The 19,760-nt window shown below is 73.5% G+C and carries 15 protein-coding genes; 12 read left to right on the top strand and 3 right to left on the bottom strand.

The window, feature by feature from the left end; translation table 11 throughout:
- Positions 1–8 precede the first annotated feature (8 nt).
- The 8 genes from ACF1A5_RS27160 to ACF1A5_RS27125 all read left to right on the top strand — a co-directional run bounded on the left by ACF1A5_RS27160 (position 9) and on the right by ACF1A5_RS27125 (position 11,684).
- Complete coding sequence (locus ACF1A5_RS27160; protein WP_392195503.1) at positions 9–800, top strand: adenosylcobinamide-GDP ribazoletransferase; 792 nt, start codon at positions 9–11, stop codon at positions 798–800.
- A gap of 340 nt (positions 801–1,140) precedes the next feature.
- Complete coding sequence (locus tag ACF1A5_RS27155; RefSeq protein WP_392195502.1) at positions 1,141–2,661, top strand: leucyl aminopeptidase; 1,521 nt, start codon at positions 1,141–1,143, stop codon at positions 2,659–2,661.
- Between the two features lie 279 nt (positions 2,662–2,940).
- Positions 2,941–4,329, top strand: coding sequence for a dihydrolipoyl dehydrogenase (lpdA, locus tag ACF1A5_RS27150; protein WP_392195501.1), 1,389 nt, complete (start codon positions 2,941–2,943; stop codon positions 4,327–4,329).
- A 104-nt stretch (positions 4,330–4,433) separates the two neighbouring features.
- Positions 4,434–6,230 carry a 2-oxoglutarate dehydrogenase, E2 component, dihydrolipoamide succinyltransferase gene (sucB, locus tag ACF1A5_RS27145; RefSeq protein WP_392195500.1) on the top strand — a complete coding sequence of 599 codons (1,797 nt, stop codon included), beginning with the start codon at positions 4,434–4,436 and terminating at the stop codon, positions 6,228–6,230.
- A gap of 203 nt (positions 6,231–6,433) precedes the next feature.
- Positions 6,434–7,057, top strand: a complete 624-nt coding sequence (locus tag ACF1A5_RS27140; protein WP_392195499.1) for a GntR family transcriptional regulator — start codon at positions 6,434–6,436, stop codon at positions 7,055–7,057.
- A 257-nt stretch (positions 7,058–7,314) separates the two neighbouring features.
- Entirely contained in the window at positions 7,315–10,017 is a 2,703-nt protein-coding gene (gene aceE / locus ACF1A5_RS27135) for a pyruvate dehydrogenase (acetyl-transferring), homodimeric type (protein ID WP_392195498.1), read from the top strand.
- A gap of 107 nt (positions 10,018–10,124) precedes the next feature.
- Positions 10,125–11,099, top strand: a complete 975-nt coding sequence (locus ACF1A5_RS27130; protein ID WP_392195497.1) for a helix-turn-helix transcriptional regulator — start codon at positions 10,125–10,127, stop codon at positions 11,097–11,099.
- Between the two features lie 57 nt (positions 11,100–11,156).
- Positions 11,157–11,684: a DUF4240 domain-containing protein gene (locus ACF1A5_RS27125; protein ID WP_392195516.1), complete on the top strand. Its 528-nt coding sequence runs from the start codon at positions 11,157–11,159 to the stop codon at positions 11,682–11,684.
- A gap of 17 nt (positions 11,685–11,701) precedes the next feature.
- Here ACF1A5_RS27125 and ACF1A5_RS27120 read toward each other — a convergent pair whose 3' ends face one another.
- On the bottom strand, positions 11,702–12,475 hold the full coding sequence (locus tag ACF1A5_RS27120; RefSeq protein ID WP_392195496.1) for a peptidoglycan recognition protein: 774 nt from the start codon (positions 12,473–12,475) through the stop codon (positions 11,702–11,704).
- Positions 12,476–12,813: 338 nt separating this feature from the next.
- Between ACF1A5_RS27120 and ACF1A5_RS27115 the strand changes: the two genes are divergently transcribed.
- A complete protein-coding gene (locus ACF1A5_RS27115) occupies positions 12,814–14,007 on the top strand; it encodes a MarP family serine protease (protein ID WP_392195495.1) in 1,194 nt (397 codons plus the stop codon).
- On the opposite strand, the gene ACF1A5_RS27110 is transcribed toward ACF1A5_RS27115, so the two are convergent.
- The gene (locus ACF1A5_RS27110) at positions 13,997–14,521 is read right to left on the bottom strand and encodes a GNAT family N-acetyltransferase (protein ID WP_392195494.1); all 525 of its coding nucleotides are present in this window, start codon (positions 14,519–14,521) and stop codon (positions 13,997–13,999) included. The two genes, ACF1A5_RS27115 and ACF1A5_RS27110, sit on opposite strands and share 11 nt — an antisense overlap.
- A 71-nt stretch (positions 14,522–14,592) precedes the next feature.
- Between ACF1A5_RS27110 and ACF1A5_RS27105 the strand changes: the two genes are divergently transcribed.
- Together ACF1A5_RS27105 and ACF1A5_RS27100 are read left to right on the top strand one after the other, a co-directional pair.
- Positions 14,593–15,489, top strand: coding sequence for a TIGR01777 family oxidoreductase (locus tag ACF1A5_RS27105; protein ID WP_392195493.1), 897 nt, complete (start codon positions 14,593–14,595; stop codon positions 15,487–15,489).
- A 192-nt stretch (positions 15,490–15,681) separates the two neighbouring features.
- Positions 15,682–17,085 (top strand): NAD(P)/FAD-dependent oxidoreductase, encoded by a 1,404-nt coding sequence (locus ACF1A5_RS27100; RefSeq protein ID WP_392195492.1) that lies wholly within the window; start codon positions 15,682–15,684, stop codon positions 17,083–17,085.
- 75 nt (positions 17,086–17,160) lie between these two features.
- Here the strand turns inward: ACF1A5_RS27100 and ACF1A5_RS27095 are convergent, their stop codons facing one another.
- A complete protein-coding gene (locus ACF1A5_RS27095) occupies positions 17,161–18,639 on the bottom strand; it encodes a regulator (protein ID WP_392195491.1) in 1,479 nt (492 codons plus the stop codon).
- Positions 18,640–18,884: 245 nt separating this feature from the next.
- Here ACF1A5_RS27095 and lipB point away from each other — a divergent pair, with 245 nt between their 5' ends.
- Positions 18,885–19,685, top strand: a complete 801-nt coding sequence (lipB, locus tag ACF1A5_RS27090) for a lipoyl(octanoyl) transferase LipB (RefSeq protein WP_392195490.1) — start codon at positions 18,885–18,887, stop codon at positions 19,683–19,685.
- The last annotated feature ends 75 nt before the right edge of the window (positions 19,686–19,760 follow it).

Below are 19,760 nucleotides of genomic sequence, written 5' to 3'. Positions count from 1 at the left end.
CTGCCCGCGTGACCGAGCTCCCGCCGACCCCGCCGCTGCCCGGGCTCCGGTTCGCCTTCGGCACCCTCACCGTGCTGCCGGTCCGGGTGGCCCGCTGGGACCGCGAGGCCGCGCGCGCCGGGATGCTCTGCGCGCCGCTCGCCGGGATCGTGGTCGGCGCGGCCGCCGCGGCGCTCGGCCTGCTGCTGCTCCTCCTCGGCGCGGGCCCGCTGCTCGCCGCCGTCGCCACCGCCGCCGTGCCCGCCGCGCTCACCCGCGGGCTGCACCTCGACGGGCTCGCCGACACCGCCGACGGGCTCGGCAGCGGCAAGCCCGCCGAGGACGCGCTGCGCATCATGAAGCAGTCCGACATCGGGCCGTTCGGGGTGATCACCCTGGTCCTCACCCTGCTGGCCCAGGTCGCCGCCCTCACCCAGGCCTACGGAGTCTCATGGGCCCGGGGCGCGCTCGCCGCCGTCGTCGCGGCGACCGCCGCCCGGCTCGCGCTGACCCTGGCCGCGCGCGCCGGGGTGCCGGCCGCCCGTCCGGAGGGGCTGGGGGCCGCGGTCGCGGGGGTGGTGCCGCGGCGCGGGGCGCTGCTCGCCGCGCTGCTCGTGGTCGGCGCGGCCGCCGCCGGGGGCGCGCTGTCCGGGGTGTACGACGGGGTCCGGGCCGCGGGCGCGGTCCTCGCCGCCGTGGCCGCGGCCGAGCTGCTGCTGCGTCACTGCACGCGCCGCTTCGGCGGCGTGACCGGGGACGTCTTCGGCGGGCTCGCCGAGACCGCGGCCACCACCGCCCTCGTGCTGCTGTCCCTGGGGTGACCCTGGACTCCCCCTGGGCCGGGGTACTTGCGAACGATCACCGATTCGCCCGCGGCGAGGGGCAGTTGGCCCCGGGGCCCGAGCGGGGCGGACCGCCCGCCGGAGCCACTGCGGCGGGCCCCGCCCGCACAGGTGCGGACCGGAAGGTGTCCACCGCGCCACCACCGGGTGAACACCCGCAGGAACGATCGGACGCGTACCGCGCGTAGGCTCGTGCCGGTTGTTTACCCGACCAGGTAAAGACCGCACAGCAGGAGGGATCTAGGGTCGGTTGTCGGGCCCGGTCGACCCATCCGCATTCGGCCACACCACCTTTACAGGGAAGCGAGATTTCACCACCGTGACTGCTCTCACTCTCAGCACCGCCGCGGCGCCTGGCCTGCGGGCCGACGCGATCGTGATCGGTGTCGCCAAGGGCACCAAGGGCCCGGTCGTCGCACCGGGCGCCGAGGCCGTGGACACGGCGTACGACGGCGGGCTCGCCGGCGTCCTGGAGACCCTCGGTGCCTCCGGTGCCGAGGGCGAGGTGACGAAGGTTCCCGCGCCGTCCGGGTTCAAGGCCCCGCTCGTGGTGGCGGTCGGCCTCGGCGCCCAGCCGGAGAAGGACGCCGAGTACGGCGCCGAGGCGCTGCGCCGGGCCGCCGGCGCGGCCGCCCGCGCCCTGTCCGGCACGAAGAAGGCCGGCTTCGCCCTGCCGCTCGCGGACGCCGCCGACGTCGGCGCGATCGCCGAGGGTGCGCTGCTCGGCGCGTACTCCTTCGACACGTACAAGGAGAACGGCAAGGACGCCAGGAACGGCAAGGCGCCGCTGGCCGAGGCGGTCCTGCTCGGCGGCAGGCCCCGCGACAAGGCGTACAAGGCGGCCGTCGAGCGTGCCGTGGCCGTCGCCGAGGAGCTGAACCGGGCCCGCGACCTCGTCAACACCCCGCCCAACGACCTGTACCCGGCGTCGTTCGCCGCGATCGCCCAGGGCGCGGCCAAGGACCACGGCCTGAAGGTCCAGGTGCTCGACGAGAAGGCGCTCGCCAAGGGCGGCTACGGCGGCATCCTCGGGGTCGGCTCCGGCTCGGCGGCGGCACCGCGGCTGGTGAAGCTGTCGTACACCCACTCCAAGGCGAAGAAGCACCTGGCCCTCGTCGGCAAGGGCATCACCTACGACTCGGGCGGCATCTCGCTGAAGCCGGCCGGCCACAACGAGACGATGAAGTGCGACATGAGCGGTGCGGCCGCCGTGTTCGCCGCCGTCGTCGCGGCCGCCCGTCTCGGCCTGGAGGTCAACGTCACCGGCTGGCTGGCGCTGGCCGAGAACATGCCCTCCGGCTCCGCCACCCGCCCGGGTGACGTGCTGCGCATGTACAGCGGTAAGACGGTGGAGGTGCTCAACACCGACGCCGAGGGCCGGCTCGTCCTCGCGGACGCGCTGTGGGCCGCCTCCCAGGAGAAGCCGGACGCGATCGTCGACGTGGCGACGCTGACCGGCGCGATGGTGCTGGCGCTCGGCAACCGCACCTTCGGGATCATGGCGAACGACGAGGCGTTCCGCTCCGCGATCCACGAGGCGGCCGAGGAGGTCGGCGAGGAGGCCTGGCCGATGCCGCTGCCGGAGCACCTGCGCAAGGGCATGGACTCCCCCACCGCCGACATCGCCAACATGGGCGAGCGCATGGGCGGCGGCCTGGTCGCCGGCCTGTTCCTGCGCGAGTTCATCGGCGAGGGAATCACCTGGGCCCACCTCGACATCGCAGGCCCGGCCTTCAACGAGCAGGGCCCCTTCGGGTACACGCCGAAGGGCGGCACGGGCAGCGGGGTGCGGACGCTGGTGCGGCTGGCGGAGCTGACCGCGGCGGGCGACCTCGGCTGAGGTCCGTCGTACGGTTCCGTCCGGCCGTCATGGCGCGGACGCCGGGGGCGCGGGAGCTGATCACGCAGTTCCCGCGCCCCTGCGGGCCGGACCGCCCGCCGCCCGCCGTGAGGTGGGACGCATCACACTCCGGCCCGGCGTCTCGTTCACTCCCGACAAGTGCGAAGATGGGGCACGGCAGGACAGGGCCCCACCACAGGGCCGAAGAAGAGCGGCCGGACACCAGCCGCCGACCGGTCAGTGCTGACCGGCGTGGCGCACATGCATGGAGGACGTGACGTGGCGAACGACGCCAGCACCGTTTTCGACCTAGTGATCCTCGGCGGTGGTAGCGGTGGTTACGCCGCGGCCCTGCGCGGGGCGCAGCTGGGCCTGGACGTCGCCCTGATCGAGAAGAGCAAGCTCGGCGGCACCTGCCTGCACAACGGCTGCATTCCCACCAAGGCCCTGCTGCACGCCGGCGAGATCGCCGACCAGGCGCGCGAGGCCGAGCAGTTCGGTGTCAAGACCTCGTTCGAGGGCATCGACATCGCGGGCGTCCACAAGTACAAGGACGACGTCATCGCCGGCCTGTACAAGGGCCTGCAGGGCCTGGTCGCCTCCCGCAAGGTGACCTACATCGAGGGCGAGGGCCGGCTGTCGTCCCCGACCTCCGTCGACGTCAACGGCCGCCGCGTCCAGGGCCGTCACGTCCTCCTGGCGACCGGCTCCGTGCCGAAGTCGCTGCCGGGCCTGGAGATCGACGGCAACCGCATCATCTCCTCCGACCACGCCCTCGTCCTGGACCGCGTGCCCAAGTCCGCGATCATCCTCGGCGGCGGTGTCATCGGTGTCGAGTTCGCCTCCGCGTGGAAGTCCTTCGGTGCGGACGTGACGGTCATCGAGGGTCTGAAGCACCTCGTCCCGGTCGAGGACGAGAACTCCTCCAAGCTCCTCGAGCGCGCCTTCCGCAAGCGCGGCATCAAGTTCAACCTGGGCACCTTCTTCCAGAAGGCCGAGTACACCCAGGACGGTGTCAAGGTCACCCTCGCCGACGGCAAGGAGTTCGAGGCCGAGGTCCTCCTCGTCGCCGTCGGCCGCGGCCCGGTCTCGCAGGGCCTGGGCTACGAGGAGGCCGGGGTCGCCATGGACCGCGGCTACGTCCTCGTCGACGAGTACATGCGCACCAACGTTCCGACCGTCTCCGCCGTCGGCGACCTGGTCCCGACCCTCCAGCTCGCGCACGTCGGCTTCGCCGAGGGCATCCTGGTGGCGGAGCGGCTGGCCGGTCTGAAGACCGTCCCGATCGACTACGACGGTGTCCCTCGGGTGACGTACTGCCACCCGGAGGTCGCCTCCGTCGGCATCACCGAGGCCAAGGCCAAGGAGATCTACGGCGCGGACAAGGTCGTCGCTCTGAAGTACAACCTGGCGGGCAACGGCAAGAGCAAGATCCTCAAGACCGCGGGCGAGATCAAGCTCGTCCAGGTCAAGGACGGTGCCGTGGTCGGCGTCCACATGGTCGGTGACCGCATGGGCGAGCAGGTCGGCGAGGCTCAGCTGATCTACAACTGGGAGGCGCTGCCGGCCGAGGTCGCCCAGCTCATCCACGCCCACCCGACGCAGAACGAGGCGCTCGGCGAGGCCCACCTGGCCCTGGCCGGCAAGCCGCTTCACTCCCACGACTGACGCCCTCAGTCACCGGGCGCGACGACACAGACTTCCGCTTCCCCCCGGTTTCCGACTCCTCGGGAACCGGGCGGGGAACCCATCCGTAAGGAGCAACCGAAACCATGGCGGTTTCCGTAACCCTTCCGGCGCTCGGTGAGAGCGTCACCGAGGGCACTGTCACCCGCTGGCTGAAGGCCGAGGGCGAGCGCGTAGAGGCCGACGAGCCGCTGCTCGAGGTGTCGACCGACAAGGTCGACACCGAGATCCCGGCCCCCGCCTCCGGCGTACTGGCCTCGATCAAGGTCGCCGAGGACGAGACGGTCGAGGTCGGCGCCGAGCTGGCGCTGATCGACGACGGCTCCGGCGCCCCCGCGGCCGCCCCGGCCCCCGCCGCCGCCGAGGCCCCGGCGGCCGAGCCCGAGCCGGCCCCGGCCCCCGCTGCGGCCGCCCCCTCCACCGAGCAGGCGGCCCCCACCCCGGCTCCGACCGCCGAGGCCACCGCCGGTGCCGGCTCCGCCGAGGGCACGGACGTGGTCCTGCCCGCGCTCGGCGAGTCCGTCACCGAGGGCACCGTCACCCGCTGGCTGAAGTCGGTCGGCGACTCCGTCGAGGCCGACGAGCCGCTGCTCGAGGTGTCCACGGACAAGGTCGACACCGAGATCCCGGCGCCCACCTCCGGTGTGCTGCTGGAGATCACCGTCGGCGAGGACGAGACCGCCGAGGTCGGCGCCAAGCTCGCCGTCATCGGCGCCCCGGGTGCCGCTCCCGCGGCCGCCGAGGCCCCCGCCGCCCCGGCTCCGGCGCCCGCCGCCGAGGCCCCGGCCGCCCCCGCGGCCCCGGCTGCTCCGGCCCCCGCCCCGGCTCCGGCCCCGGCTCCCGCCGCAGCCCCCGCCCCGGCCCAGCCCGCCGCCCCGGCCCAGCCCGCCACTCCCGCCCCGGCTCCCGCCCCGGTCACCCCGGCCCCGGCTGCCGCTCCGGCCGCCGCCCAGGCGACCGACGAGGGCGCGTACGTGACCCCGCTGGTGCGCAAGCTCGCCGCCGAGAACGGCGTCGACCTGTCCACCGTCAAGGGCACCGGTGTCGGCGGCCGCATCCGCAAGCAGGACGTCATCGCCGCCGCCGAGGCCGCGAAGGCCGCCGCGGCCGCCCCGGCCCCGGCCGCCGCCGCGAAGAAGGCCCCGGTCCTGGAGGCCTCCCCGCTGCGCGGCCAGACCGTGAAGATGCCGCGGATCCGCAAGGTCATCGGCGACAACATGGTCAAGGCCCTGCACGAGCAGGCCCAGCTGTCCTCGGTGGTCGAGGTCGACGTCACCCGCCTGATGAAGCTGCGCGGCCGCGCGAAGGACTCCTTCGCCGCCCGCGAGGGCGTCAAGCTCTCGCCGATGCCGTTCTTCGTCAAGGCCGCCGCCCAGGCGCTGAAGGCCCACCCGGCCATCAACGCCCGGATCAACGAGGCCGAGGGGACCATCACCTACTTCGACACCGAGAACGTCGGTATCGCGGTGGACTCCGAGAAGGGCCTGATGACCCCGGTCATCAAGAACGCCGGCGACCTGAACCTCGCCGGTATCGCCAAGGCCACCGCCGACCTGGCGGGCAAGGTCCGGGCCAGCAAGATCACGCCGGACGAGCTGTCCGGTGCGACCTTCACCATCAGCAACACCGGCTCGCGCGGCGCGCTGTTCGACACGATCATCGTGCCGCCGGGGCAGGTCGCGATCCTCGGCATCGGCGCCACCGTCAAGCGCCCGGCCGTCATCGAGACCGAGGAGGGCACGGTCATCGGCGTCCGCGACATGACCTACCTGACCCTCTCCTACGACCACCGCCTGGTGGACGGCGCCGACGCGGCCCGTTACCTGACGGCGGTCAAGGCGATCCTCGAGGCCGGCGAGTTCGAGGTCGAGCTCGGGCTCTGAGCCACCGACAGGTGACCGAGGCCTGCGGCGCCCCCGTCCGGACTTTCCGGGCGGGGGCGCCGCCTTTGTCGGCCCGGCGGCGTGTAAGCCTCGTCTCACCTGCGGGAAAGCGCCCCCGTGCGCCCTTCCCGCGCGGTCTCGCGGCCGTATTGTCTAAGCGTCAACGCCCCCGGGGGCCCTGGGCCCCTCCTTAAGGAGCCCTCATGACCGCGCCCGTCGTCCACTCGCTGCGCGAGCAGATCCGCGAGCACATCGTGGAGGGGATCGTCAGCGGGCGCTGGAAGCCGGGCGAGCGGATCGTCGAGCGGCGGATCGCGACCGAGCTGGAGGTCAGCCAGACGCCGGTGCGTGAGGCGCTGCGCGAGCTGGAGTCGCTGCGGCTGATCGAGTCGGCGCCGAACAAGGGCGTGCGGGTGCGCAATCTGACCGCGGCCGACCTTGAGGAGAGCTACCCGGTCCGGGCCGGTCTGGAGGCCATCGCGGCGGAACTGGCGGCCGACCGGCTGGCGCAGGACTGCTCGGCCCTGGAGCCGCACGTCGTCGCCCTGTACGACGCGGACCGCCGGGCGGACGGCACGGCCCAGGTGCGGCACACCGTGGGCTTCCACCGGGAGCTGGTCCGCGCGGCCGGAAACTCGGTGCTGCTGCACACCTGGGAGGGCCTCGGCATCGAGGTGTTCACGGCGCTGTCCATCCGCTGGCTGGGCACGGTCCAGCAGTCGTACGCCGAGGAGCACCAGGAGCTGGTGGAGGCGTTCAAGCGGCGGGACCCGCGGATCGCCGAGCTGGTCAAGGCGCACGTGCTGGGCTGCGCGCCGCGGGCCTGACCCAGCCGAGCATCCTCGCGCTCACCTGCGGAAACAGTGCAAAAATGCGGCACGCGGTGCCCGCCGCCAAGGCACCGCGTGCCTACTTTCTCGTGATCAAGAGGTTTTCGACCTCAACCCTTTGATCGATCATCGATCAGGGAGTTAGAGTCACCGACGGACTCCCACCGGAGCCCTCGCCCTGTCCTGCCAAAGACCAAGGGCACCCCGAACCCTTACCGATGAGGGAACCCCCTTCGACTGAGGAAGGCGGCGACATGACCGACCCCAAAGCCATCCAGCCGAGCGCGCTCGACCAGCTCCCGGACCGTGACCCGGAGGAGACCGCCGAATGGCAGGCCTCCCTGGACGCGGTCGCCAAGGCGGCCGGGCCGCACCGTGCCGCGTACCTGATGCGCCGCACGCTGGAGCGCGCCGAGGGCGCCGGCATCGCGCTGCCGAAGCTCCTCGAGACCGACTACGTCAACACCATCCCCACCGCCGCCGAGCCGTCCGTGCCGGGTGACGAGGAGATGGAGCGGAAGATCACCGCCTGGAACCGCTGGAACGCGGCCGCGATGGTGACCCGCGGCAGCAAGCACGGCGTGGGCGGCCACATCGCCACCTTCGCCTCCGCGGCCTGGCTGTACGAGACCGGCTTCAACCACTTCTTCCAGGGCAAGGAGCGGGACGGCTCCGGCGACCAGCTGTACATCCAGGGCCACGCCTCCCCCGGCATCTACGCCCGTGCCTTCCTCGACGGCCGCCTGGACGAGACGCACCTGGACAACTTCCGCCAGGAGGCCGGCGGCAACGGCCTGCCCTCGTACCCGCACCCGCGCCGCCTGCCCTGGCTGTGGGAGTTCCCCACCGTCTCCATGGGCCTGGGTCCGCTCTCCGCCATCTACCAGGCGCGCTTCAACCGCTACCTCACCAGCCGCGGCATCAAGGACGTCTCCGCGTCGCACGTGTGGGCGTTCCTCGGCGACGGCGAGATGGACGAGCCGGAGTCGACGGCGGCCCTCGCGCTCGCCGCCCGTGAGGAGCTGGACAACCTCACCTTCGTCATCAACTGCAACCTGCAGCGCCTCGACGGCCCGGTCCGCGCCAACTTCAAGATCGTGCAGGAGCTGGAGGCCCAGTTCCGCGGCGCCGGCTGGAACGTCGTCAAGACGCTGTGGGGCACGGCCTGGGACGAGCTGTTCGCCCTCGACACCACGGGCGCGCTGGTCCGTCGCCTGCGCGAGGTGCCGGACGCCCAGGTCCAGACGTACCAGACCCGTGGGGCGGCCTACATCCGCGAGGACTTCTTCGGCAAGGACCCGGCGCTCGCCGAGATGGCGAAGCTGCTGAGCGACGACAAGATCCTCGAGTGCTTCCACCTCTCCCGCGGTGGCCACGAGGCGCGCAAGGTCTACGCCGCGTACAAGGCCGCCGTGGAGCACAAGGGCGCGCCGACCGTGATCCTGGCCCAGACGGTCAAGGGCCACACCCTCGGCGAGGGCTTCGCGTCGAAGAACGCCAACCACCAGATGAAGAAGCTGACGGTGGACGAGTTCAAGGCGATGCGCGACCTGCTCGAACTGCCCATCTCCGACAGCGCCTTCGTCGACGGCCAGGTGCCCTACGGCCACCCCGGCGCCGACTCCCCCGAGGTCCGCTACCTCCAGGAGCGCCGCGCGGCCCTCGGCGGCCCGGCCCCGGCCCGCCGGGTGCACCCCGTCGCCCCGCTGCCCGCGCCCGCCGAGAAGGCGTTCGCGGCCTTCGACAAGGGCTCCGGCACGCAGAACGTCGCCACCACGATGGCGTTCGTGCGCCTGGTCAAGGACCTGGTCCGGGACAAGGAGACCGGGAAGCGCTGGGTGCCGATCGTCCCCGACGAGGCGCGCACCTTCGGCATGGAGTCGCTGTTCCCCTCGCTCGGCATCTACTCGCCCAAGGGCCAGACGTACGAGCCGGTCGACCGCGACCAGCTGATGTACTACAAGGAGGCCAAGAACGGCCAGATCCTCAACGAGGGGATCACCGAGGCCGGTTCGATGGCCGACTTCATCGCCGCGTCCACCGCGTACGCGACGCACGGCGAGACGATGATCCCGTTCTACATCTTCTACTCGATGTTCGGCTGGCAGCGCACCGCCGACCAGATGTGGCAGCTCGGCGACCAGCTCGGCCGCGGCTTCCTGGTCGGCGCCACGGCCGGCCGCACCACGCTGACCGGTGAGGGCCTCCAGCACGCCGACGGCCACTCCCCCGTCATCGCCGCGACCAACCCGGCGGCGCTGACCTACGACCCGGCCTTCGCGTACGAGGTCGCGGCCATCGTCAGGGACGGCCTGCGCCGCATGTACGGCGAGGCCGCGCCGGGCGAGGACCAGAACGTCTTCTACTACCTCACCGTCTACAACGAGCCGCTGCCGCAGCCCGCGAAGCCGGCCGGTCTCGGCATCGACGAGGGCATCGTCAAGGGCCTGTACCGCTTCAACACCGCCGAGACGGCGGGCCTGACCGTCCCGGCGAACGCCCCGCGGATCCAGCTGCTGGGCTCCGGTACGGCGATCCACTGGGCGCTCAGGGCCCAGAAGCTGCTCGCCGAGGAGTGGGGCGTGGCCGCCGACGTGTGGTCCGCGACGTCCTGGAGCGAGCTGCGCCGGGACGCCCTGGACGCGGACGCCGCGCTGCTGCGGGGCGAGGAGCGGGTGCCGTTCGTCCGGCAGGCGCTCCAGGGCGCCGAGGGCCCGGTCCTCGCGGTCTCCGACTACATGCGCCAGGTCCCGGACCAGATCGCGCAGTGGGTCGAGCAGGACTGGTCTTCGCTGGGCGCCGACGGCTTCGGCCTGTCGGACACCCGTGAGGCCGCCCGCCGCCACTTCGGCGTCGACGCCGAGTCGATCGTCGTGGCAGCCCTGGCCCAGCTCGCCCGGCGCGGCGAGGTGAAGGCCTCGGCGGTCAAGGAGGCCCGGGAGAAGTACGGCCTGTAGGAAGGCCCGGGGCCGGTCCCGTCGAACGGGCCGGCCGCATCGGACGAAGGGGTACGGCCGGCGCCGTACCCCTTCGTCGTCCGCCCGCGCCCGGCCATCATGAAGCCATGCGTGCCGCACGACTGATCAAGATGGTGCTGCTGTTGCAGTCCCGGCGCTCCATGACCGCCGCCGAGCTCGCCCGCGAGCTGGAGGTGTCGGAGCGGACCGTCACACGGGACGCGCAGGCGCTGTCGGAGGCGGGGGTGCCGGTCTACGCGGACCGGGGGCGGGCCGGCGGGTACCGGCTGGTCGGCGGCTACCGTACGCGGCTGACCGGGCTGGCCCGCGACGAGGCCGAGGCGCTCTTCCTGAGCGGGGTGCCCGGCGCGCTGCGCGAGATGGGGCTGGAGGACGCCGCATCGGCCGCCCGGCTGAAGGTCTCCGCCGCGCTGCTGCCCTCCCTCCGGGACGCCTCACGGACGGCGGCCCAGCGCTTCCACCTGGACGCGCCCAACTGGTTCCGGGAGCCGCGGACGCCCGCGCTGCTGCCCGCGGTGGCGGACGCGGTGTGGGACGACCGGCGGATCGCCGCGCGCTACCGGCGCGGGCGGGAGGAGGTCGCCCGGGAGCTGGAGCCGTACGGGCTCGTGCTCAAGGCGGGCGTCTGGTACCTGTGCGCCCGGGTCGCCGGGCACGGCGCCTTCCGGGTGTACCGGATCGACCGGTTCTCCGCCGTGCAGCCGGCCGAGGAGCGGTTCGAGCGGGACGGGCAGTTCGATCTGCCCGCCTTCTGGGAGGAGCGGGCGGGGCAGTTCGCCCGGTCGATCCTGCGCGCGGAGGTCGTGGTGCGGCTGTCCGCGGAGGGCGTGCGGAGACTGCCGTACGCCGTCGACGCGCTCGCCGCCGGGGAGGCGCTGGCCTCCGCGGGCGACCCCGACGAGGACGGGCGGGTGACGGTGACCTTGCCGGTGGAGTCCGAGGAGGTCGCCCACACCCAGCTCACGGCCCTCGGGCCGGAGGTGGAGGTGGTGGCCCCGGTGGAGCTGCGGGAGCGCTTCGCGCGCGACGCGGCCCGCATCGCCGCGCTGTACCGCCCATAACAATCCGCCGCACTCCGCGTGCGCCCCCTGTCCGACTGCCCGATGCTTGAACCCGTGATGGACGAGACGGAGTTCTGGGAGCTGATCGACGACACCCGCGAGGCCGCCGAGGGCGACCCCGAGGACCAGGCCGATCTGCTCGTCGAACGACTGCTCGAACAGGACCCGGAGCAGGTCCTGGACTTCGCCCGTCACTTCGAGTCCCGCTACAACCGCGCCTACCACTGGGACCTGTGGGGCGCCGCCTGGGTGCTGCTGGACGGGGCGAGCGACGACGCGTTCGACTTCTTCCGGTGCTGGCTGATCGGCCAGGGCCGGGAGGTCTTCGAGGGCGCCCTGCACGATGCGGACGCGCTCGCCGACCTGCTCGCGGACTTCGATGAGGAGATCGACGGCGACGGCGAGGACCTCGGCTACGCGGCGGACGAGGCCTACGAACAGCTCACCGGGACCGTCGCCCCCGACCTCGGCATCCCGCCCGCCCCGGCGGAGCCGGAGGGCACGCCACTCGACTTCGAGAACGACCGGTTGCTCGCCGAGCGGTACCCGAAGCTGTGGGACCGCTTCCGCGAGCCGGGGGCTTAGCGGGGGACGCGGGTTTCTCAGGGCCTGCCCTGGAGCCGGGCCGCGGCCTGCCGGATCGCCGGGAGGCGGTCGTTCAGCGCCGCGCCCGGGCAGTTGGTCATGTAGCCGTCCTTGTGCCCGGCGAGGGCGGGGAGCACGGCGGCGGTGCCGGCCCGGTACCGGCTGTGGCCGTTGCTGGACACCAGCCGCACGCGGCTGCGCGGGTCGATGTCGGCCAGGCCCAGCTTCCAGGCGGCCAGCGCGGCGATCGCGTCGGTCATGGCACGAGGCACCTCGGCCCCGGCGGTGAAGGTGCCGATGGCCGCGATGCCCGCGGTGCGGTGGTTGAAGCCCTGGGTGTGGGCCCCGGTGACGGCCCGCTCGACCCCGCCCGCGCGGCCCTCGAAGATCGTGCCGCACCGGTCGACGAGGAAGTTGTAGCCGATGTCGTCCCAGCGCCGGGCGCCGGTCTGGCCCGCGTAGAGGTAGCGGATGATGCGCGGGCTGTCGGCGCAGGCGTAGCCGTTGGGCGAGTCGGTGTGGTGGACGAAGACGGCGACCACCTTGTCGTCGTAGCGCGGCGGCGGCTGGTTGTGCCGGGCGGTGTCGTCCAGCCAGACCGACCGGGGCACGATGCGCGGCCGGGGCGCCCTGTGCGTGGAAGCGGCCGAGTGGGCGTCGGCCGACCGGGCGGGCTCGTCGGCGCCGGCCGCCAGCGCCTCCGCGGACGCCGTCACCGCACGGTCCACCCCGTCGGCGCACAGGACCAGCGCGCCGGCGGCGGCGAGGCCGGGCAGGCAGCACAGCAGCACGACGGCCGCGCGGCGCGGCCGTCCCGGGTGCCGCGGGTCCCACAGGCCCTTCCGGAACCACCGGCCCGTGCGAAGCCACTGATCTTTCAGACTTTTGCGGACTCCACGCCCTTTACGTACTTTCCGGGCTTCTCTGCCGAAAAAGCGCATGATCTCACTGTCGGCTCGATCCGGTCCGTCCGCGATGTGTGTTGTGCCACCCGGTGGAACCATCGTCCAGGTCCGAGTCGTTTCCGGGGGTACACGTACATGTGGCCGGTTCCCGTTCCCACGTACGCGTGGCTGATCGCAGGGCCCGTCCCCCACGTACTGAGGGGTCCGAGAGAAAGGCGGCGTGAGTGGACCTGCTCGACCTCCTGCTGTTGCTGGTCATCCTCGTCTACGCGGCCTCCGGCTACCGGCGCGGGCTGGTGGCCGGATGCGTCTCGCTGGCCGGGTTCGTGGGCGGCGCGGTCGTCGGCGTGTGGCTCCTGCCGTGGGTGATGCAGCTCGTCACGCGTGGTTCGGCCGCGGCCACGGTGACCGCCGTGCTCACGGTGCTGGTGCCGGCGGCCGCCGGCCACGAACTGGCGGGGCGGCTGGCGGTGCGCCTGCGGCGCGAGCTCGACCGGGCCGGCCGGGGGCCGCTCCGAGTGGCCGACGGGATCGGCGGGGCCGCGGCCAACTCGGTGGCCGTGCTGATCGTGGCCTGGGTGGCCGCCAGCGTCCTGGGCGCCTCCTCCTCCCCGGTGGTGACCACGGCGATCCGCGACTCGACCGTGCTGGGCGCCGTGCAGGAGGCGATGCCCGACACCACGCCCGCCTGGTTCTCGCGCGCCACCTCCGCGCTCACCGAGGCGGGCTTCCCGCAGGTCTTCAACCCGTTCGAGAACGAGCCGGCGGCGGGCGTCGCCAAGCCCTCCGGCGACAGCGTGACGGCGAGCGCCACCCAGGCCGCCCGGCTCAGCACCGTCAAGATCGAGGGCTCCTCGGGCAACCAGGGCCGCGAGGGCAGCGGCTTCGTGTACGCGCCGCAGCACGTGATGACCAACGCGCACGTGGTCGCGGGCATCGACGCCCCGTCCGTCCGGGTCGGCGGCGTCGGACGGTGGTACGAGTCGCGGGTGGTGCTCTTCGACCCGAACCGGGACGTGGCCGTGCTCTACGTCCCCCGGCTGCACGCCCCCGTGCTGCGCTTCGACGGGACCGCCGGGCACGGCGACACGGCGGTGGTCGCGGGCTATCCGCAGAGCGGCGACCTGAACCTCCAGGCGGCGACGGTCGCCGGCCGGATCCGGGCGACCGGCCAGAACATCTACAGCGACGCCACCGTCACCCGCGAGATCTACTCGATCCGCTCCACCGTCCGCCCCGGCAACTCCGGAGGCCCGCTGCTGACCCCCGGAGGCCGGGTCTACGGCATGGTCTTCGCCCGCTCGACCTCCGACGGCGAGACGGGGTACGTGCTGACGGCCGCCGAGGTCGCCTCGGACGCGCGGCGGGCGGCGGACGCGACGGACCCGGTGGACACCGGCGCGCTGGTCACGTCGTGAGCCCGCCCGGGCCCGGCAGCTCCAGGGAACGCCCCATCAGCACGTCGTCGACGTACTCACCGGCGAGCAGGAACTCCTGCGGCAGCACGCCCTCCACCACGAACCCCTCGGAGGCGTAGAGCGCGCGGGCGGGGGTGTTGTGCCCGAGGACCCGCAGGGTGATCCGCCGGGCTCCCCGCCGGCGCGCCTCCTGCTGCGCCGCCCGCAGCAGGGCCCGGCCGACCCCGGCGCCGCGCGCCTCCTCGGCGACGGCGAGCCCCTGGATCTGGCGGACGTGCGCGTTGCTGGCCAGCGGGGTCGGGAAGCCCAGCCGGATGTAGCCGACGAGGGTGCCGCCGAGCTCGGCGACGAGGTGGTCGCGGGGCCCACACCGGTCGCCGAAGAACGGCGGATGGGGCTCGCGGGGGCGGGCCTGGACGGAGTGCAGCGGGGACCAGGCGGCACGGTCGAGCCGGCCGAGGGTCTCCTCGTCGTCGAACCTGGCCTGTCGTATGGAGGGGTACGGAACCGGCATGAGGATCACCCTACGGCGGGGGCGGTACGGCCTACGGGAGATTTTCCGGGCGCAGGGGGCACGATGAGCCCATGGAACGTCAGCGAATCGCGGTGGCCGGGGCGTCCGGACTGATCGGCAGGGCTCTGGTGCGGTCCCTGGCCGCCGACGGGCACGAGGTGGTGCGCCTGGTGCGCCGTGCGGCCCAGAGCGCGGACGAGGTGTGCTGGGACCCCGGCGGGCAGTACGTGGACGCGGCCGGGCTGGCCGGCTGCGACGCCGTGGTCAACCTGGCGGGCGCGGGCGTGGGCGACCACCGCTGGACGGACGCGTACAAGAAGGAGATCCGCGACAGCCGGGTGCTCGGCACGGCGGCGCTCGCCGAGGCCGTCGCCTCCCTCGACACGCCCCCGGGGGTCTTCGTCAGCGGCAGCGCGATCGGCATCTACGGCGACACCGGCGACCGGACCGTCGACGAGGACGCGCCGCCCGGGGACGGCTTCCTGCCCTCGGTCTGCATGGAGTGGGAGGAGGCCGCGGCGCCCGCGCAGGAGGCGGGGGTGCGGACGGTGCTCCCGCGCACCGGGCTGGTGGTGTCCGGGGAGGGCGGGGCTTGGGGGCGGCTGTTCCCGCTGTTCAAGGCCGGGCTGGGCGGGCGGATCGGCGACGGCCGGCAGTACTGGTCGTTCATCGCGCTGCACGACGAGGTGGCGGCGCTGCGGCACCTCATCGACACGGAGAGCCTGTCCGGGCCGGTCAACCTGACCGCGCCGAAGCCGCTGACGAACCGTGAGATCACCGCCGCGATGGGCCGGGTGCTGCACCGGCCGACGCTCTTCCCGGTGCCCGCGTCCGCGCTGCGGGTGGCGCTCGGAGAGATGGCCGGGGACGTGCTGAGCAGTCAACGGGTGGTGCCCAGGCGGCTGTTGGAGTCCGGGTTCACCTTCGCGTTCCCGGAGATCGAGGAGGCCGTCCGGGCGGCCCTGTGACGCCTGCGTTCCCTGCCGCGTTTTCCCCTGCGATCCGTTACGGCCGTATGCGACCACCGTGCGACCGTGCCCTGTCCATGCGCGACTGACCCTGACCGGTCACGGCCCTAATGTCGACCTGAACTCGGGTATTCCTCAAGCCGGTTGAGGGCATCACAGCTCCACCGGTCGCGCAACCTCGAGGAGGGGCACGTGCTTGAGCCCGCGTACCAGGCGGATGTCGTCGTGGTGGGAGCCGGGATCGCCGGACTCTCGGCGGCGCATCGGCTGACCAGCGCCGGAGTAACGACCGCAGTCCTGGAGGCCGCCCCTTACGTCGGCGGCCGCATGTCGACGGAGAAGGTCGACGGCTTCCGGCTCGACCGGATCGGGCAGTTGCTGTCCACGTCGTATCCCGAACTGGACCTCAGTCCCGGGCTCGACGCGCTCGTGCTGCGCCCCTTCGCGCCCGGGGTGCTGCTGCACAGCGGCGGACGGCATCACCGGGCGGGCGCACCGGCGGGCGGGGGGAGCGCGAGGAGCGCACTTCATGCAGTGCGCGCCCTCGCGAGCGCCCCCCGGCCGCCGGCTCCGCCCCGGCTCCGGGCCGTCGGGCCCTTCCGGCCCGTCTCCGCCGTCCGGCCCCGGACGGGTGCCCCGTTGGGCACTGCGGTGGACCAGGCCCGGCTCGGCCCGGCGCTCGCCCGGATCGCGGGCACACCGGTGCAGCGCCTACTGGCCCGGCCGGAGATGCCCGCCGGGCAGGCGCTGGCGGCACGCGGGCTGCCCGCCCGTACCGTCGACGGCTTCCTGCGGCCACTGCTGGCCGCCCTGCTGTGCGACCCGGACCTCACCACGTCCAGCCGGTGCGCGGACCTGGCGCTGCGCACCTTCGCGAGCGGCCGGCTGTGTCTGCCGGAGGGCGGCGCGGAGGTGCTGCCGGAGCTGCTCGCCCGGACGCTGCCGCCCGGGACCGTGCACACCGGCGTCCGCGTCACCTCGGTCTCCACCACGGCGGTCACCACCGCCGAGCACGGCGTGGTCCCCTGCCGTGCCGTGCTGCTCGCGACGGACGCGCGCGCCGCCGCCGAGCTGCTGCCCGGGCTGCGGGTGCCGGACTTCCACCCGGTGACGGTGGTGCACCACACGACGGACGAGCCTCCGGAGACGGGCGGGCACCTGCTGCTCGACGCGGACCGCGGCGGGCCGGTCGCCCACACGTCGGTGGTCAGCCGGGTCGACCCGGCCCGCGCGCCGGCCGGGCGGGCCCTGGTGTCCTCCACGGTCCTGGGCACCCCCCCGGCCGGGGTCGACACCGCCGTGCGCATCCACCTGTCCCGCCTGTACGGCACCTCGACGGCGCGCTGGGAGACCCTCGCCGTGCACCACACCGCCGAGGCCGTGCCCGCCATGCGCCCCCCGCACGATCTGCGGCGCCAGGTGCGGCTGCTGGCGGGCCTGTACGTCTGCGGCGACCACCGGGACACCAGCACGGTCCAGGGCGCCCTGCACTCGGCGCACCGGGCCGCGGCGGCGGTCCTGGCCGACCTGGGAGCCGGCCGCTCGCTGCACCGGGCGGACCCGGCCTCGACACCCCCGAGGGCCGAGGCGGCCTGAACACCACCCCCGGGGCGGCGGCCACGGAGGAGCGCACCGAGCCCGTGCCGCGAGTGAGTCGCGTGCCCTCGTCGGTCAGCCCAGGGCGGCCACCTTGTCCCGGTAGGTGCGCACCGGGGGCGCGTCCCGGTAGGGCTCCAGGCGGCGCTCGAAGTCGCGGACGTACTCGATCGCGCGGACCGAGCGCATCTCGGCCGCCTGGCCGGCCGCCTCGGCGCCCAGCTGGCAGGCCTGGTCGAGGTCGCCGAGGGCAAGACGGGCGGTGGCGAGGACGACGCGGCAGAACAGGCGGCTGCGGGCGTGCGCCGGGGCGCGCAACTGGAGCGCGCGCTCCGCGTGCTGGGCGGCGGCGCGGTACTGCTGCAGGTCCCGGTGGCAGTGGCCGAACTCGTCGGCGAGCTGTGCCTCGTCGAAGAAGCGCGCCCAGTACGGCACCTCGTCACCGGGCCGGGCGGTCTCCAGGGCCCGCTCGGCCCGCACCAGGGAGGTGGTGCAGGCGCGCACCTCGCCGAGCACCCCGTGCCCGCGCGCCTCCGCGGCGTGCAGCAACGCCTGCACGCCCGGCGCGGCGGAGCTGCCGAGCCCCTGCTGGGCGACGCGGGCCAGCTGGACGGCCTCCCGGCCGTGCCCGAGGTACACGGCCTGCCGGCTCATGGTGACCAGCACATAGGCACCGTAGGGCCGGTCCCCGGCGGTCTGCGACAGCCGCAGCGCCTGCACGAAGTAGCGCTGGGCGAGCCCGTGGGCGCCGATGTCGTACGACGTCCAGCCGGCCAGCCGGGTCAGGTCGGCGGCCGCACCGAACAGCCGGCGCCCGGTCTGCTCCCCGTAGGTGCCGCGCAGCATCGGCTCGCACTCGTGCTCCAGGTAGCGCACCAGCGCCTGGCGGGCGTGGCCGCCGCCGTACATGTCGTCCAGGCTGCGGAACAGCTCGCCGACCGACCGCAGCGCCGAGATGTCCCCGGCGGTGACCCGCTGGCCGGGGCCGCGGTCGGCCTGGCCGCGCTGCCGGGGCATGAACGGCGCCGGCCGCTCGCCCCCGGCAGGGGGCCTGCCCACCGGGCGGCCCTGCGCGGGAACCCGGACGCCGGGCGCCTCCCCGCGCCCGACCCGCTCGTCGGCCCGCCCGATCAGCCAGTCCCGGCTGGGCACGACCAGGCCGGCGGGGGTGAAGGCGATCTTGCGGAGTTCGGCGTGGCTGCCGGAGTCCTTGCGCCACAGCCCGCTGACGATGTCGACGGCCTCCTCCGGGGTGGCGGCGAACTCCAGCCCCGCGTACACCGGGGCGCAGGCGTCCAGGCCGAGGTCCTGCGCGGTCAGGCGGCGGCCGAGGCGCCGGGTGAAGACCTCGGCGATGAGGGCCGGCGTGGTGCCGCGGGGCTGCTGCCCGCGCAGCCAGCGGGTGACCGACGTCTTGTCGTATCTCAGGTCCAGTCCGTGTTCGAGGCCGAGCTGGTCCACACGACGGGCCAGACCTGCGTTGGAGAATCCCGCTTCTGCGATGAGCGCGGCGAGCTGGCGGTTGGGAGTGCGCTGCGCGGGTCGTTCCGTCATCTGCGGTGCGGTCTCCTGCCTTTCGGGCCCCGCAACGGCCGCTGCGGTGCCCGGATTGCCTGTGAGCAGCCCTTATGGCCTCGTGAACGGCGCGAATGTAGCGGAGCGTAAGCACGCGATCGCACACTTCGACCGGCATTCATCCGATCGTGTGAGGATTAACCCCGAGGCTGACGCATGGCGGCCGGACGTACAGTTGCGTGGGCGCGTTTCGTGCCTTACGACCTTCCAGGGAGGCGCTTGCCGTGAGTGAGTTGCGGTTCGTCCGCATGGGATTCGGTGCCGAGGCCGTGGACTACCAGGTGGCCTGGGACGAACAGCGCCGGGTGCACGCCGCCCGGTTCGCGGACGAGATCCCCGACACCGTGCTCCTCCTGGAGCACCCGCCGGTCTACACGGCGGGCCGGCGCACGGAGGACAGCGAGCGGCCGCTGGACGGCACGCCCGTGATCGACGTGGACCGCGGCGGCAAGATCACATGGCACGGACCGGGCCAGCTGGTCGGCTACCCGATCCAGAAGCTGCCGCGCCCGGTGGACGTGGTGGCGCACGTGCGGCGCCTGGAGGAGGCGCTCATCCGCACCTGCGCGGAGTTCGGCCTCGCGACCACCCGTGTCGAGGGGCGCAGCGGGGTGTGGGTGCTCGGCGACCCGGTGGAGCAGCGGCCCTCGTTCGGCGGGCTGTCCCTGGACTTCGACCCCCGCCTGACCGACGACGAGTTCGACCCGCGGCTCAACGGCCCGGAGTACGCCCCCTCCAACGCCGGCCAGCGACGCGAGGACCGCAAGATCGCGGCGATCGGCATCCGCGTGGCCAAGGGCGTCACGATGCACGGCTTCTCGCTGAACGTGAACCCGGACAACGTCTGGTTCGACCGCATCATCCCCTGCGGGATCCGGGACGCCGGCGTCACCTCCCTGGCCAACGAGCTGGGCCGTGACGTGCCGGTCGAGGAGGTGCTCCCCGTCGTCGAGCGGCACCTGCGCGACATACTGGAGAACGCGGAGCTGAAGCCCCGGGAGATCGAGAAGACGCCGGCGGCGTGAGGGCGCCCGTGGAGGGGCCGACACCCACCTGGGCATTCAAATCCACGGGCGTACCCTAGAGGGCGCCGAAGAATC

Source organism: Streptomyces sp. NPDC014864 (assembly GCF_043081525.1).
Taxonomy (GTDB): Bacteria; Actinomycetota; Actinomycetes; order Streptomycetales; family Streptomycetaceae; genus Streptomyces.
This window is presented reverse-complemented; position numbering and strand designations above follow the sequence as displayed.